The following is a 13,576-nucleotide window of genomic DNA, read 5'->3' as shown; positions in this document are numbered from 1 at the left end:
TTGATTTGTCAAATCGGTCTTTTGAACCAAATTGAAGCAAAAAACTTTTTTGAAAACGTTGATACAATAAATATTAACGTTTTGAGAATTGTGATGCTTTACGAGCTTTTTTCAAACCTGGTTTCTTACGTTCAACCATACGTGGGTCACGTGTTAACAGACCAGCTGCTTTCAATGGTCCGCGGAAGTCAGGATCTACTTCTAATAATGCACGAGAGATACCGTGACGAGCTGCTCCAGCTTGTCCAGTGAATCCGCCGCCGTTTACGTTAACGAAGATATCGTAGCTGCCTAAAGTACCTGTAAGGTTTAAAGGTTGTTTGATTACTTCATATAAGTAAGCGAATGGGATGTATTCTTCCATGTCTTTTTTGTTGAAGATGATTTTACCTGTGCCAGGTAATAAACGTACGCGTGCAGTCGAATTCTTACGACGACCAGTTGCGATATATTGTGCTTGTGCCAATGAAATTCCCTCCTTAAATTAGGTTAGTGATATCTAAAACTTCTGGTAATTGAGCTTCGTGTGGGTGAACTGCTTCACCGTATACGTGTAACTTAGTGAATTGTTTAGCACCTAAAGAGTTCTTAGGTAACATGCCTTTAACAGACAATTCAACTAATTTTCTTGAATTCTTAGCACGTAATTCACCAGCTGAAATTTGTTTTAGCCCACCTGGATAACCTGAATGACGGGAATAAATTTTGTCAGATGCTTTTTTACCTGTTAATGTAACTTTGTCTGCATTGATAACAATCACATAATCACCAGTATCTACGTGTGGTGTGAAAGTTGGTTTGTTTTTACCGCGTAAAATAGTTGCAACTTGTGTTGATAAACGTCCCAATGGGATGTCAGTCGCGTCGATTACGAACCATTTGCGGTCGATCTCGTTTGCTTTAGCCATGTATGTTGTACGCACGTTTGTTTCCTCCATATTCTTCTCTGTCTGTTTGATCCAATTGAGTTTCCGGGGCTCATCGTGGGGCAAACAATACCGTCTTATATGATACGACATCCCAAAGGAATTGTCAATCTATCCAAAAGAAATAATTTATCCTTTTCAGCGCATTTCCAGCGCAAAAAAGGGTCCACTAGCGCGCAGAACCAGCGTTTGTGGACCCTTATTTTTATTTTTTTAAATATAAATATAATTGCTCGATGACATCGGCTGGCACAAATGGATAAGCCCCTTTGCCGGATGTCTTGTAAGGCTTAAAAGCTTCGATGATACTGTTGTCCTTCACGATGTCTTCCACCGAGACGAACTCCCCTTTTTTCGTGATTGTTAATTCAAAAGCTTCGTATTCTTCGACTGCGACATTCTTTTTCGGAACCGAGTAATGCGCCATGCTGGCTTGCACGGAAAGGACCACATCATTCGGACATCCGATTGCTTCATAAAACTGGGGCATAGCGGCAGCCACAAAATCCGGCACATCGCCGCGTGGGATACGCTTGAGTTCCTTGATGAACGTTACCATTATTCCACTCTCCTTCATTCATTCTCATACTTCCATTATACGCGAGTTTCGACTTTTTAAACAGTTTTCCCGACAAGTTCTGCCGTTCAAGCTTGATCGGTTATTTCTCGCAGTTTCACTGACAAAAAATACATAAATATATTGACCACTTTAAGCCCTCGTGCTACCATTGCACTAACATTAATTTTAAATGATAAATAAATGATAATGCACCTATGTATATCATTTCGTATAAAGGAGAATCGATGATGGACAATATCAGCATTCAAAGTTATCTTGCGCAATTGGGCAACAGAAAAGACCCGAAAACCGGTGCTGTCAGTGCACCGATTTATTTGTCCACAGCTTATGGACATCCCGGTTTGGGCCAATCGACCGGCTATGACTACACTCGCACTGCCAATCCGACTAGGGATATCCTTCAGGAAGGCTTGGCTGTGCTTGAAAACGGCATCCAAGGTTTCGCCACAAGCTCCGGCATGAGCGCCATCCAGCTGGCGTTCAGCATTTTCCCGGTCAATAGCCATTTCGTCGCATCCAGAGACCTTTACGGCGGCAGCTTCCGTTATTTCCAGGATATGGAGAGAAAAGGCTTCTACTCCTTCACTTATGTCGATGACCCGATCAACATCGCGTCTGCCCTCCAGGACAATACGGCCGCTGTCTACATCGAAACGCCGACGAATCCGTTGATGAAGGAAACGGATATCTCGGCTGTGGCTGAGATCGCAAAAAAACACGGCTTACTGGTGATTGTGGATAATACTTTCTACACCCCTCTGTTGCAACGTCCGCTCGACCTAGGCGCCGATATCGTCGTCCACAGTGCCACCAAGTATCTAGGCGGCCATAACGATCTGTTGGCGGGTGCGGTCGTGACAAACGACAAGGCTCTCGGCGAGCAACTGGCTTTCCAACTGAATACGGCAGGTGGCACTTTGGACGCCTTCGACTGTTGGCTCTTGGTCCGCGGATTGAAGACGTTGCCGTTGCGCATGAAGCAGCATCAGAACAATGCGAAGGCTGTCGTTGCTTACCTCGAGTCGGAAGAGCTGATCAAATCGGTCTATTATCCCGGCAAAGGCGGCATGCTGAGCTTCACGCTGCATGATAAAGCGTACATCCCTTCCCTGTTGGATGCCCTGAATATATTCACTTTCGCTGAAAGTTTGGGTGGCGTCGAAAGCCTGATCACCTACCCGACTACCCAGACCCATGCCGACATTCCGGTTGAAGTCCGCGAATCCTATGGCTTGACGGACGATCTGCTGCGCATCTCGACAGGAATCGAAGATGCGGATGATCTGATCGCCGATCTGCGCCAGGCCTTCGCGAAGGCTACAGTCACAGTCAAGGTCTGATAATGTAGCTCGCAAAATAAAATGTATGTTGAAAACCTCCGTAGAGCGATAGCGCTTGACGGAGGTTTTTGTTTTTCAGCGCTGTCCTCCGGTGAACGGAGGACTCGCCGGAGTTTAGACATTTTGCAGGAGCGTCAGCTCCTGTGGGAGTTGCTTCGCCGTAACTGACGGAGATTGCAGAAGCTGTCCTCCGGTGGCGGCTGCTTCACCGGAGCTGGCGCCGCTCGCCATTGCTCAAGCACGCAAAAAAGCGGCTGTGGAAAAGATCTCGTCTTTTCCACAGCCGCTTTTTCAGCATACTTACCTATTCTTCGTTCTGTTTGGTTTCGAATGCTTTGGTGATCGTCATCAGAGAACGGAAGAGGTCTTCCACGCTGCCTTCGTAGGCTTTGTTCTCAGTCAGCCCGCGCACTTTATCCAGCACCTTGTTTTCTCTGGATTGGTCCAGGATCGGCAGCTGGTGCTCTTTCTTGATCCGCGCAATCTCCGTCACGGCATCCATCCGGCGTTCGAACAGCTTCACCAACTCCTGGTCGATGGCATCGATTTCCGCTCTTTCCTTTTTAAACATCCCTATTCCCCCTATCCATTCCTTAATTTTTCTTCATCATAATACACTTCCACGAGATACAATCCTTGCGACGGGGCTGTCGGCCCGGCTTGGCGTCTGTCCTTCACTTCCAAAAGGCGGTCGATTTCCTCGACTTTTTTCAGGCCGTCAGCAATCTGTAGCAGTGTTCCCACGAAAATGCGGATCATATTGTAGAGGAATCCATTGCCCCTGAAGGTGAATACCAGCTCATTGTTTTCCTCGTCCTTCTTGACGCTCGCTTCATAGACAATCCGCACCAGATCGGTCTTGTCGGTTTTTGTCGAACAGAAGCTGGTGAAGTCATGCTCACCTTCCAGTTTTTTGATGGCCTGCTCCAGATTTTCCATATTGAAGCGGTAAGGATGGTGCGTTGTATACAGTCGTTTGAAGGGATTCGGGAAGCGATCGAGATCGACCCGGTAAATGTATTTTTTCCCCATCGCATGGTAACGCGAATGGAATTCCTCTGGAGCGAACTCCACGGATGTGATCAAAATGTCATCGGGCAGCAAGCTGTTCAATGCCCGCAGCAGATGATCCGGCTTGATCGCAGCAGGGTAATCAAAGTGGATGACTTGTCCGAGAGCATGGACACCCGAATCGGTCCGGCCGGATGCATGGATCGGAATAATCTGTCCATTCGACATTTTCTTCAGTGCTTTTTCGATTTCCGTCTGGACACTGTTGCCGTTGGGTTGGACCTGATAACCCACATAACCCGTTCCGTCATATTGCACGATGCATTTGAATCGTTGTGCACTCATTGGTGGCGTATGCCCCTTTCTTATCTTTCTGATGTATGGTTATGTTTTTTTCTATTTTAAAAGGGACCGGAAATACTACCCGGTCCCAAGACTCGTTCTATAGCGGCAGATTGCCTCTGTATGCGTTCAAGATCGGAATAACAGCAATAGCCCAGTCAGCACGACAAACGCCAGCATACTCAGCGTATCCAGCCTCTGCCAATCGAGGATACGGTATTTCGTCCGGCCTTCACCGCCTTGATACCCACGTGCTTCCATGGCATTCGCCAATTCATCGGCACGATTGAACGAGCTGACGAACAGTGGCACCAAGATTGGTGTGACTGCCTTCATCTGCTTCACGATATTGCCTTCACCGAACTCAACGCCGCGAGCCCGTTGCGCGTTCATAATCTTCGAAGCTTCATCCATCAATGTCGGCACGAAACGCAACGCGATGGAAAGCATCAGCGCGATTTCGTGGACAGGAACCTTAAAGCGTTTCAAAGGCCCAAGCAGTTTTTCAATTGCATCAGTCAACGACAACGGCATCGTCGTGAGCGTCAGCAACGTCGAAATAAAGATGATCAGGATGAAGCGCATGAAGATGAAGGCCCCATTGATCACCCCGAACGAAGTGATGCTGATCGGTCCCAGTTCCAGATACGTTTCCCCACCCCGTGTGAAGAGGATCTGCAGCAACACCGTGAACATAATCAACCAAATCAGTGGCTTCACACCGTTCAAAAAGACCGACAGTTTGATGTCGGAAAGGATGACGCACAGGAAAGTGAACAATGTCATGATCAAATAAGTCTGCCAGTTGTTGGCAAGGAAAATGACGATGATGAAATAGAAAGCACCGATCAGCTTCGCGCGCGGATCCAGTCTATGGACCAGCGAGTTGCCTTGGATGTAACGCCCGAAAAGTAATTTATCCAACATCTATGCCACCCTCTTCCTTAGCGACATTCTTGGTCCCTTGGTTCTCTTTGATTTTGGCGATCAGCACTGCCGCCAGTTGTTCTGTACGCAGCGGCCTTTCGCTTCCGAAATCGATGCCTGTCTTTTTGCTCAACGTATCGAGGAAAGCCAGTGCGGAAGGCAAGCCCAATTGTTTCTCCTGAAGCCAAACCGCATCCTGGAAAATTTCTGCAGGCGGGCCCATCCGGACAACTGTCCCCTTCTCAAGGATGACCACATGATCCGCATAGGTTGCGACATCATTCATCTGATGCGTAACCAATACGATGGTCAGTCCGTTGTCAATATGGAGTTGATTGAACATATTCATGATTTCCCGTCTGCCCGCAGGATCCAATCCAGCGGTCGGTTCATCCAGAACCAGCACTTCCGGCTCCATCGCCAAAACTCCGGCAATCGCTACGCGTCTCATCTGGCCCCCTGAGAGGTCAAATGGTGAGCGTTCCATGAAGGACTCATCCAAGCCGACCAAAGGCAACACGCGCCTCACGATCGCCATTGCGTCTGTTTCACTGACGCCGAAGTTCATCGGACCGAAGGCGATATCCTTCGCAATCGTCTCTTCGAAGAGTTGCGACTCCGGAAACTGGAACACGATCCCCACTTTTTTGCGCAGGCCCTTCAGATTTTTGTTGTTCGATTTGTTCGTTATGATGCGGTCCCCGATCGTAACGCTGCCTTCCGTTGGCTTCAATAAAGCGTTCAGATGTTGCGTGACCGTCGACTTACCGCTGCCGGTATGTCCGATTAAGGCCGTGTAGCTGCCGTCCGGGATATTCAGGTTCACATCGTAGAGGGCCCGGTTTTCGAAAGGCGTTCCGGCAGAATAGGAATAGCCTACTTTTTCGAAAGTAATGTCCATAACCAGCTCACCATCCCTTCCTCAGTCAAATATTCTTCGGGAACTTCAAGTCCCTGTCTCTTCAATTGGTATTTCAGCTTTTCAGGGAATGGGATATCCAAACCGATATCGATGATTTCCTTGCCCAAGCTAAATATCTCTTCCGGCGTGCCGATCCGTTTCAATTGCCCGGCTTCCATCACAAAAATACGGTTCGCTTTCGCAGCCTCGTCGATGTCATGGGTGATCGAAATCACTGTCAAATTTTCTTTTTCCTTGATTTCTTGGATGGTCTCGATGACTTCGTGACGGCCTTCCGGATCCAACATTGTGGTCGCCTCATCAAGGATGATGATGTCAGGGGACAATGCCACGATCCCAGCGATCGCCACCCTTTGCTTCTGCCCGCCCGAAAGACGTGCCGGTTCTTTGTCCATGAAGTCGGCCATGTTCACAGCCGCTACTGCATCAGCAACACGCTTCACCATTTCTTCGCGGGGAATGCCGACATTCTCCAAACCAAACGCAACATCGTCCTGCACGGTCGAACCGACGAACTGATTGTCCGGATTCTGGAAAACCATCCCGATTTTTTTGCGGACGTCCCAAACCGTTTCTGCATTCAAAGGTATCCCTTCAATGATAACTTCTCCGGAGTTCGCTTCTATCAAGCCGTTGATCGTTTTGGCCAAGGTCGACTTGCCTGAACCGTTGGGCCCGATGATGGCGATCCATTCACCCTGCTGGATTGTTAAGGAAACGTTGTTCAATGCCGGTCTTGCATCTTCCTCTGAATAGGAAAAAGTCACATTGCGCAACTCAATAATTTCATTCATGATTACAGTCCTACTTTCTCTATAGTTGAATCTTACTGCCCGTAACCGTTCATCCGTCCCACAGCCAAGCGGGTATAAAAAAAGATGAAAAATACGGAAAAGGAATGTCTACTTTGTAAGTATAAACTACTCCTCCATATTTTTCATCCACTGTCTTGACACAGCGCGGAAATAAAACGCTTTTATTTATATATCAAAAGAAACTAGAAAATTTATTAGCATTTTCTAGTTTCTTTTGATAAAAAAAGCACTTTTTTTGATGAAAAAATGCCCTCCCGAAGATCATGCAATCTTCGGAAGAACCTTGAGCTAGACTAGGGATGCCAGAAGCAATCCCATCATCATAACACTCTATTTCATCTAAAAGTGAACGTTTCATCTTTATGTGATTGAATTATACTAATTCAATGATAACCATTGGTGCAGCATCGCCACGACGAGGTTCTGTCTTCAAGATACGTGTGTATCCGCCTTGACGTTCTGCATAGCGAGGTGCGATATCACTGAACAATTTTTGCAAAGCTGATTGAACAACGATTTTGTCATCTTCCTCACGTACAGCTGCTACTTCGTTACGAACGTATGCTGCAGCTAAACGACGAGCAGATAAATCTCCACGTTTGCCTAAAGTAATCATCTTTTCAGTAGTTGAACGAATTTCTTTAGCACGAGCTTCAGTTGTAACGATTCGTTCGTTGATTAGTAAGTCAGTAGTCAAATCGCGAAGCATTGCTTTTCTTTGAGCGCTTGTGCGTCCTAATTTACGGTAAGCCATCCTAGGTTTTCCTCCTTTGTACAGTACTAGTCGTCTTGACGCAAGCCTAGATTAAGATCATTCAGCTTGTTTTTCACTTCTTCAAGTGATTTGCGTCCCAGATTACGTACTTTGATCATCTCTGCTTCAGATTTGTCTGTCAATTCTTGAACTGTGTTGATGCCTGCGCGTTTCAAACAGTTATAAGAACGTACGGATAAATCCAATTCTTCGATAGTCATTTCCAGCATTTTCTCTTTATGTGTTTCTTCTTTTTCAACCATTATCTCGGCCTTGCGGGCTTCATCGGTCAGATTAACAAAAATATTCAAATGTTCCGTTAAAATTTTGGCAGCCAAGCTGACTGCTTCTTCTGGGCTGATGGAACCATCTGTCCAGACATCCAACGTTAATTTATCATAAATATTCTTTTGTCCGATACGAGTGTTTTCAACTTGATAATTCACTTTGCTGATTGGAGTATAGATGGAGTCGACTGGCAAAACACCGATCGGCATATCTTCCGTTTTGTTATATTCGGAACGAACATAACCACGGCCATTTTTTACATCCAAGCGAACATGAAAATGTGCTCCCTCTGAAACTGTACATATATATAAATCAGGGTTTAAGATTTCCACATCGCTGTCATGGGTAATATCCGCTGCAGTCACGACTGCTGGACCTTTTACGTCAATCTCGATTGTTTTGTCTTCGTCCGTATACAATTTCAAAGCTAATTTTTTGATGTTCAGAATGATTTGGGTAACATCCTCGACAACACCATCAATCGTTGAAAATTCGTGTAGAACACCATCGATTTGGATAGTTGTTACAGCTGTACCAGGAAGTGAAGATAATAGAATTCGACGTAATGAGTTCCCAAGTGTTGTTCCATAACCGCGTTCTAGTGGTTCTACAACGAATTTACCGAATTTGGCATCTTCGCTGATCTCAATCGTTTCAATTCTTGGTTTTTCAATTTCGATCATTTATCAATTTACCCCTTTCAAAACGTGAAGTTCATGTTAGTGAGTCCATTGCGTTTCGTTACATACAAGTACAATTCTCAATTAAACACGACGACGTTTTGGTGGACGGCATCCATTATGAGGAACAGGCGTTACGTCGCGGATTGCGGTAACTTCCAAACCTGCTGCTTGCAATGAACGAATGGCAGCTTCACGTCCAGAACCAGGACCTTTAACAGCTACTTCAACTGTTTTCATGCCATGTTCCATAGAAACTTTAGCTGCTGCTTCTGCAGCCATTTGTGCAGCATAAGGAGTAGATTTACGAGAACCTCTGAATCCTAATGAACCTGCTGATGACCATGAAATAGCATTTCCATGAACATCTGTAATCATAACAATAGTATTATTAAAAGTTGAGCGGATATGTGCTACACCAGTTTCAACATTCTTTTTTACGCGGCGTTTGCGAGCTACTTTTTTAGCCATGAAGTTTTGACCTCCTTCACTTAATTATTATTTTTTCTTACCAGTGACTGCTTTAGATGGGCCTTTACGAGTGCGTGCGTTGTTCTTAGTGTTTTGTCCGCGAACAGGCAAACCACGACGGTGACGCATTCCTCTGTAAGAACCAATTTCAATCAATCGTTTAATATTTAGGTTAACTTCACGACGAAGATCGCCTTCAACCTTTAATTTATCCACTTCAATACGGATACGGTCTAATTCATCATTCGTTAAATCACGAACGCGAGTATCTTCTGAAACCTCAGCTGCTGCTAAAACTTTTTGAGCTGTGTTCAATCCGATACCAAAAATATAAGTTAATGAAATAACTACACGTTTGTCACGCGGAACATCTACTCCTGCGATACGAGCCATTTATAGGCACCTCCTTGTTATTATCCTTGGCGTTGTTTGTGTTTGGGATTTTCGCAAATCACCATAACACGACCATTGCGGCGAATGACTTTGCATTTTTCGCAAATGGGTTTTACTGATGCTCTAACTTTCATTTAAATTCCCTCCTATTTAGTGATGGAGTGCAATTATTTAAAGCGGTAAGTAATGCGTCCACGAGTAAGATCGTACGGTGATAATTCTACCGTAACTTTATCGCCTGGCAAAATGCGGATGTAATGCATTCTAATTTTACCAGATACGTGAGCTAATACTATGTGACCATTTTCAAGTTCGACTTTAAACATTGCATTGGGCAAAGTTTCAACGACAACTCCTTCGATCTCAATTACATCGTCTTTCGCCACGCCTGCTAACCTCCTAACATTCTGTTGAGCTGATTAATCTTATGTCTTGGCAATTTTTACTCTAACTGCTAGATTATACCATAGCAAGTATCGATTGAAAAGAAATTTTCGATTAATTTCAAATGACAGTTACAACTATTCTATAATCTTTTGGATTTCGGTAAACAAGTTGTCGATGCCGATTTCGCCATCCACATTATGTACCAATCCTTTTTCGCTGTAAAATGCAATGATTGGTTTAGACTGTTCTAGATTAATCTGAATGCGATTTTCTACGGTTTCAGGCTTGTCATCTTCACGTTGATAGAATTCGTGTCCGCCACAACGATCGCATGTTCCTTCTGTTTTAGGAGGATTGTTTTCTTTGTGGTAAGTCGCTCCGCAAGAGCGGCAAATGATTCTACCCGTTAGACGTTGCATCAAAACTTCAGGGTTCACATCAATGTTAATAACAGCATCGATTTTTTTGTCGAGTTCATTCATGATAGCTTCAAGTGCTTTTGCTTGTACGAGGGTTCTTGGAAAACCATCCAATAAAAAGCCTTTTTCAGTATCAGATTCTGCTAATCTCTCTTTAACGATTCCGTTTGTAACTTCATCTGGAACAAGTTCGCCTTTATCCATATATGATTTTGCTTCCAGGCCCAACGCTGTCTCATTTTTCATGGCAGCTCGGAACATGTCTCCTGTAGAGATATGCGGAATATTGTATTTCGCGATGATCTTTTCAGCCTGTGTTCCTTTTCCAGCACCGGGAAGACCCATAATAATTAGGTTCATCATTTTACTGCCTCCTAAAGATGTAAGAATATGTGACGAGGAAATCACTTTCCCCCCCACAAACTTACTATTGAATAAATCCTTGGTAATTACGTTTAACCATTCGACCTTCAATTTGTCTTGCCGTATCCAATGCAGTCCCAACTACAATCAGAAGACTTGTACCGCCAAGGGCGAGCGAGTTCGGCAAATCCCACAAACCTGAGGCAATGATTGGCAATAACGCAATCAAACCAAGAAATAGCGCGCCGACCGTACTTAATCGCATAATCATGCCGGAAATGTAATCTTCTGTCCCTTTACCCGGACGTACACTTGGAATATAGCCGCCTTGCTTTTGCAAGTTCTCTGCCATCTTTTCAGGATTGATCTGAATGAAGGCATAGAAGTAAGTGAAGACAACGATCAATACCGTATAGATTGTTGCACCGATGGGTTCACGGTAATTAAAGATGGTTGACAAAATTTGATACCAGCTAGCTTCACTTTGAGTTGCCGCGAAAAATCCGAGGATCGTTTGCGGGGTCATCATGAAAGAACTGGCAAAGATTACTGGAATGACTCCAGCAGAATTGATTTTTAACGGCAAATGCGCGGATTGATTTGATCCGGAAGCACGCTTGGAATATTGAATGGGGATTTTACGTTCAGCTTGTTGAACGTACACAACGAGTATGACCACCAATAATATTGCTGACAATAGCGCAACCGAGAACAAAATGTTGTTCGTCAAATCGGATCCTGCATCTACAAAACGATCATTGTAATAAGTGTAAAGATCTGTAGGGATTCTTGCGATGATACCTGAGAAGATGATCAATGACGTTCCGTTTCCGATACCGTGCATTGAAATGGATTCTCCGATAAAAACAACAAGCATCGAACCTGCTGTCATCACTAATGCGATGACCATGTAGGTTGTCACACCCGGATCGTTGACCAAACCCAAATTTGAGAGTTGGTTGAAACCGATCGAAACGCCGACAGATTGCACAAATGCTAAAATGACTGTCAAATATCTTGTAACTTGATTTAACTTTCTTCTACCTACTTCACCCTGTTTGGACCATTCCACAAATTTCGGAACAATGTCCATTTGTAACAATTGAACGACAATAGAAGAAGTGATGTATGGCGAAACACCCATAGCGAAAATGGAATACTGACTCAGTGCTCCACCTCCGAATGTGTCCAACAGACTGAACAAGCCCGTCGATGCCAAGTTTGTGATGGCACCCGCATCAACACCCGGTACAGTAATATGTGTTCCGATACGGAACACAATCAACATACCTAGAGTAAAAAAGATTCTATTTCTAATGTCCTTCGCCTGAAATGCATTTTTCAGAAGAGCAAACATTAGATCACCTCAACAGTCCCACCTGCAGCTTCGATAGCTTTTTGTGCTGCTTCGGAGAATTTATTAGCTTTAACTGTCAGTTTTTTCTCAACGCTTCCGTTGCCTAAAACTTTGATGCCTGATTTTTCATCTTTGACAATACCAGTTTCAACTAATAAAGCTGGAGTAACTTCTGTACCATCTTCGAAACGGTTTAAGATTTCTAAGTTGATGACAGCATATTCCTTACGGTTGATGTTCGTGAATCCACGTTTTGGAAGACGACGGAACAATGGAGTTTGTCCACCCTCGAATCCAAGTCTCACACCGCCGCCTGAACGGGCTTTTTGGCCTTTATGTCCACGACCGGATGTTTTACCATTACCGGATGAAGATCCGCGACCGACACGGTTACGTTCTTTACGTGATCCTACAGCAGGTTTTAATTCATGAAGTTTCATAGTAACTTGGCACCTCCTTTAATCTGATGTTTATTATTTAACTTCTTCTGATGTAACTAAGTGGCTTACTGTGTTGACCATGCCCAAGATAGCTGGGTTAGCTGGTTTAACAACAGATTTGCCGATTTTGGACAATCCCAAAGCTTTGCAAGTATCTTTTTGGTTTTGAGGACGTCCAATCAAGCTGCGTTTTAAAGTGATCTTTACTTCTGCCATTATGTAGTCCTCCTTATCCTAGTAATTCTTCAACTGTTTTGCCGCGTAATTTCGCAACATCTTCAGCATTTTTCAACTGTTTCAAACCATCGATTGTAGCACGAACCATGTTGATAGGTGTGTTAGAACCAAGGGATTTGCTTGTGATATCAGCGATACCAGCTAATTCGACAACGGCACGGACTGCTCCGCCTGCAGAAACTCCGGAACCGGATTTAGCAGGTTTCAACATTACGTTACCGCCACAGAAAGTTCCGATAACTTGGTGAGGGATTGTTGATTCAGACATTGGAACTTCAATAAGGCTCTTTTTAGCAGATTCGATAGCTTTACGAATAGCTTCAGGAACCTCAGCTGCTTTACCAGTACCGAATCCTACATGTCCGTTTCTGTCTCCTACAACAACTAAAGCAGCAAAACGCAGACGACGTCCACCTTTAACAACTTTTGTTACACGATTGATCGCAACGACGCGGTCTTCTAATTCAATATGATTTGGGTCAACATAAACCATGTGTGGTTATCCTCCTTTTCTTAGAAATCTAGTCCATTTTCGCGAGCAGCTTCAGCTAAAGCCTGTACACGGCCATGGTACAGATAGCCACCACGGTCAAAGACTACTTTTTTGATACCTTTAGCAACAGAACGTTCAGCAATCAGTTTTCCAACTGCAGCAGCAGCTTCAGTTTTAGTACCGGTTGCGATTTCTGTTTCTTTTGTAGAGGCACTTGCTAGCGTCACACCCGCTACGTCATCAATTAATTGAGCGTAGATGTTTTTGTTGGAACGGAAAACGTTCAAGCGTGGGCACTCTGCAGTACCAGAGATTTTTCTTCTTACGCGTGCGTGTCTAGCTTGGCGCACTTTGTTTTTATCTGGTTTAGTAATCACAATTGTCACCTCTTTAAATTTTTTTTGTGGGGTCGTTCAGGAAGCAAGTAATAA

21 protein-coding genes are annotated in these 13,576 nt (G+C 44.5%); 1 reads left to right on the top strand and 20 read right to left on the bottom strand.

Annotated features, from left to right (window positions below; genetic code table 11):
* Positions 1-73 precede the first annotated feature (73 nt).
* The 3 genes from rpsI to WBM30_RS00975 form a co-directional block, all read right to left on the bottom strand.
* Positions 74-466, bottom strand: coding sequence for a 30S ribosomal protein S9 (gene rpsI, locus WBM30_RS00985; protein WP_086626929.1), 393 nt, complete (start codon positions 464-466; stop codon positions 74-76).
* A gap of 13 nt (positions 467-479) precedes the next feature.
* Entirely contained in the window at positions 480-923 is a 444-nt protein-coding gene (rplM, locus tag WBM30_RS00980; RefSeq protein WP_086627527.1) for a 50S ribosomal protein L13, read from the bottom strand.
* A 208-nt stretch (positions 924-1,131) separates the two neighbouring features.
* A complete protein-coding gene (locus WBM30_RS00975) occupies positions 1,132-1,485 on the bottom strand; it encodes a hypothetical protein (protein WP_424898947.1) in 354 nt (117 codons plus the stop codon).
* 248 nt (positions 1,486-1,733) lie between these two features.
* Between WBM30_RS00975 and WBM30_RS00970 the strand changes: the two genes are divergently transcribed.
* Positions 1,734-2,846 (top strand): PLP-dependent transferase, encoded by a 1,113-nt coding sequence (locus tag WBM30_RS00970; protein WP_424898946.1) that lies wholly within the window; start codon positions 1,734-1,736, stop codon positions 2,844-2,846.
* A 304-nt stretch (positions 2,847-3,150) separates the two neighbouring features.
* Here WBM30_RS00970 and WBM30_RS00965 read toward each other — a convergent pair whose 3' ends face one another.
* The 17 genes from WBM30_RS00965 to rplR form a co-directional block, all read right to left on the bottom strand.
* The gene (locus WBM30_RS00965; protein WP_424898945.1) at positions 3,151-3,417 is read right to left on the bottom strand and encodes a chorismate mutase; all 267 of its coding nucleotides are present in this window, start codon (positions 3,415-3,417) and stop codon (positions 3,151-3,153) included.
* A gap of 11 nt (positions 3,418-3,428) precedes the next feature.
* Positions 3,429-4,202 carry a tRNA pseudouridine(38-40) synthase TruA gene (gene truA, locus WBM30_RS00960; RefSeq protein ID WP_424898944.1) on the bottom strand — a complete coding sequence of 258 codons (774 nt, stop codon included), beginning with the start codon at positions 4,200-4,202 and terminating at the stop codon, positions 3,429-3,431.
* Positions 4,203-4,328: 126 nt separating this feature from the next.
* Positions 4,329-5,126, bottom strand: coding sequence for an energy-coupling factor transporter transmembrane component T family protein (locus tag WBM30_RS00955; protein ID WP_424898943.1), 798 nt, complete (start codon positions 5,124-5,126; stop codon positions 4,329-4,331).
* Entirely contained in the window at positions 5,116-6,027 is a 912-nt protein-coding gene (locus tag WBM30_RS00950; RefSeq protein WP_424898942.1) for an energy-coupling factor ABC transporter ATP-binding protein, read from the bottom strand. The genes WBM30_RS00955 and WBM30_RS00950 overlap by 11 nt, the downstream gene beginning before the upstream one ends.
* Complete coding sequence (locus WBM30_RS00945; RefSeq protein ID WP_086626922.1) at positions 6,003-6,842, bottom strand: energy-coupling factor ABC transporter ATP-binding protein; 840 nt, start codon at positions 6,840-6,842, stop codon at positions 6,003-6,005. Before WBM30_RS00945 ends, WBM30_RS00950 begins: the two co-directional genes overlap by 25 nt.
* 394 nt (positions 6,843-7,236) lie before the next feature.
* Positions 7,237-7,617 carry a 50S ribosomal protein L17 gene (gene rplQ, locus WBM30_RS00940; RefSeq protein ID WP_086987328.1) on the bottom strand — a complete coding sequence of 127 codons (381 nt, stop codon included), beginning with the start codon at positions 7,615-7,617 and terminating at the stop codon, positions 7,237-7,239.
* Positions 7,618-7,643: 26 nt separating this feature from the next.
* Positions 7,644-8,588 carry a DNA-directed RNA polymerase subunit alpha gene (locus WBM30_RS00935; protein WP_068558946.1) on the bottom strand — a complete coding sequence of 315 codons (945 nt, stop codon included), beginning with the start codon at positions 8,586-8,588 and terminating at the stop codon, positions 7,644-7,646.
* 81 nt (positions 8,589-8,669) lie between these two features.
* Positions 8,670-9,056 (bottom strand): 30S ribosomal protein S11, encoded by a 387-nt coding sequence (rpsK, locus tag WBM30_RS00930; protein ID WP_424898941.1) that lies wholly within the window; start codon positions 9,054-9,056, stop codon positions 8,670-8,672.
* A gap of 27 nt (positions 9,057-9,083) precedes the next feature.
* Positions 9,084-9,449 carry a 30S ribosomal protein S13 gene (rpsM, locus tag WBM30_RS00925; protein WP_086626920.1) on the bottom strand — a complete coding sequence of 122 codons (366 nt, stop codon included), beginning with the start codon at positions 9,447-9,449 and terminating at the stop codon, positions 9,084-9,086.
* Between the two features lie 20 nt (positions 9,450-9,469).
* Complete coding sequence (gene rpmJ, locus WBM30_RS00920) at positions 9,470-9,583, bottom strand: 50S ribosomal protein L36 (RefSeq protein ID WP_062470716.1); 114 nt, start codon at positions 9,581-9,583, stop codon at positions 9,470-9,472.
* Positions 9,584-9,616: 33 nt separating this feature from the next.
* Positions 9,617-9,835, bottom strand: a complete 219-nt coding sequence (gene infA / locus WBM30_RS00915; RefSeq protein ID WP_068558953.1) for a translation initiation factor IF-1 — start codon at positions 9,833-9,835, stop codon at positions 9,617-9,619.
* Positions 9,836-9,970: 135 nt separating this feature from the next.
* Positions 9,971-10,615, bottom strand: coding sequence for an adenylate kinase (locus WBM30_RS00910; RefSeq protein WP_086987668.1), 645 nt, complete (start codon positions 10,613-10,615; stop codon positions 9,971-9,973).
* A 67-nt stretch (positions 10,616-10,682) separates the two neighbouring features.
* The gene (secY, locus tag WBM30_RS00905) at positions 10,683-11,975 is read right to left on the bottom strand and encodes a preprotein translocase subunit SecY (RefSeq protein WP_424898940.1); all 1,293 of its coding nucleotides are present in this window, start codon (positions 11,973-11,975) and stop codon (positions 10,683-10,685) included.
* Positions 11,975-12,415 carry a 50S ribosomal protein L15 gene (gene rplO / locus WBM30_RS00900; RefSeq protein ID WP_086626918.1) on the bottom strand — a complete coding sequence of 147 codons (441 nt, stop codon included), beginning with the start codon at positions 12,413-12,415 and terminating at the stop codon, positions 11,975-11,977. Before rplO ends, secY begins: the two co-directional genes overlap by 1 nt.
* Positions 12,416-12,448: 33 nt before the next feature.
* Complete coding sequence (gene rpmD, locus WBM30_RS00895) at positions 12,449-12,631, bottom strand: 50S ribosomal protein L30 (RefSeq protein ID WP_086626917.1); 183 nt, start codon at positions 12,629-12,631, stop codon at positions 12,449-12,451.
* Between the two features lie 13 nt (positions 12,632-12,644).
* Positions 12,645-13,145: a 30S ribosomal protein S5 gene (gene rpsE, locus WBM30_RS00890; protein WP_424898939.1), complete on the bottom strand. Its 501-nt coding sequence runs from the start codon at positions 13,143-13,145 to the stop codon at positions 12,645-12,647.
* Between the two features lie 20 nt (positions 13,146-13,165).
* Positions 13,166-13,522 (bottom strand): 50S ribosomal protein L18, encoded by a 357-nt coding sequence (rplR, locus tag WBM30_RS00885; protein ID WP_086626915.1) that lies wholly within the window; start codon positions 13,520-13,522, stop codon positions 13,166-13,168.
* Positions 13,523-13,576: the final 54 nt, after the last annotated feature.

The sequence above is a fragment of the Trichococcus sp. genome (genome assembly GCF_049684335.1).
Lineage (GTDB): Bacteria > Bacillota > Bacilli > Lactobacillales > Aerococcaceae > Trichococcus.
Note: the sequence above shows the minus strand (reverse complement) of the source record. Positions and strands in the feature narration are given on the sequence as shown.

Coding starts and splice junctions, on each gene's coding strand:
- WBM30_RS00975 (WP_424898947.1), bottom strand. CDS start 1,485: ATGGTAACGTTCATCAAGGAACTCAAGCGTATCCCACGCGGCGATGTG.
- WBM30_RS00970 (WP_424898946.1), top strand. CDS start 1,734: ATGGACAATATCAGCATTCAAAGTTATCTTGCGCAATTGGGCAACAGA.
- WBM30_RS00965 (WP_424898945.1), bottom strand. CDS start 3,417: ATGTTTAAAAAGGAAAGAGCGGAAATCGATGCCATCGACCAGGAGTTG.
- truA (WP_424898944.1), bottom strand. CDS start 4,202: ATGAGTGCACAACGATTCAAATGCATCGTGCAATATGACGGAACGGGT.
- WBM30_RS00955 (WP_424898943.1), bottom strand. CDS start 5,126: ATGTTGGATAAATTACTTTTCGGGCGTTACATCCAAGGCAACTCGCTG.
- WBM30_RS00950 (WP_424898942.1), bottom strand. CDS start 6,027: ATGGACATTACTTTCGAAAAAGTAGGCTATTCCTATTCTGCCGGAACG.
- WBM30_RS00945 (WP_086626922.1), bottom strand. CDS start 6,842: ATGAATGAAATTATTGAGTTGCGCAATGTGACTTTTTCCTATTCAGAG.
- rplQ (WP_086987328.1), bottom strand. CDS start 7,617: ATGGCTTACCGTAAATTAGGACGCACAAGCGCTCAAAGAAAAGCAATG.
- WBM30_RS00935 (WP_068558946.1), bottom strand. CDS start 8,588: ATGATCGAAATTGAAAAACCAAGAATTGAAACGATTGAGATCAGCGAA.
- rpsK (WP_424898941.1), bottom strand. CDS start 9,056: ATGGCTAAAAAAGTAGCTCGCAAACGCCGCGTAAAAAAGAATGTTGAA.
- rpsM (WP_086626920.1), bottom strand. CDS start 9,449: ATGGCTCGTATCGCAGGAGTAGATGTTCCGCGTGACAAACGTGTAGTT.
- rpmJ (WP_062470716.1), bottom strand. CDS start 9,583: ATGAAAGTTAGAGCATCAGTAAAACCCATTTGCGAAAAATGCAAAGTC.
- WBM30_RS00910 (WP_086987668.1), bottom strand. CDS start 10,615: ATGAACCTAATTATTATGGGTCTTCCCGGTGCTGGAAAAGGAACACAG.
- secY (WP_424898940.1), bottom strand. CDS start 11,975: ATGTTTGCTCTTCTGAAAAATGCATTTCAGGCGAAGGACATTAGAAAT.
- rplO (WP_086626918.1), bottom strand. CDS start 12,415: ATGAAACTTCATGAATTAAAACCTGCTGTAGGATCACGTAAAGAACGT.
- rpmD (WP_086626917.1), bottom strand. CDS start 12,631: ATGGCAGAAGTAAAGATCACTTTAAAACGCAGCTTGATTGGACGTCCT.
- rpsE (WP_424898939.1), bottom strand. CDS start 13,145: ATGGTTTATGTTGACCCAAATCATATTGAATTAGAAGACCGCGTCGTT.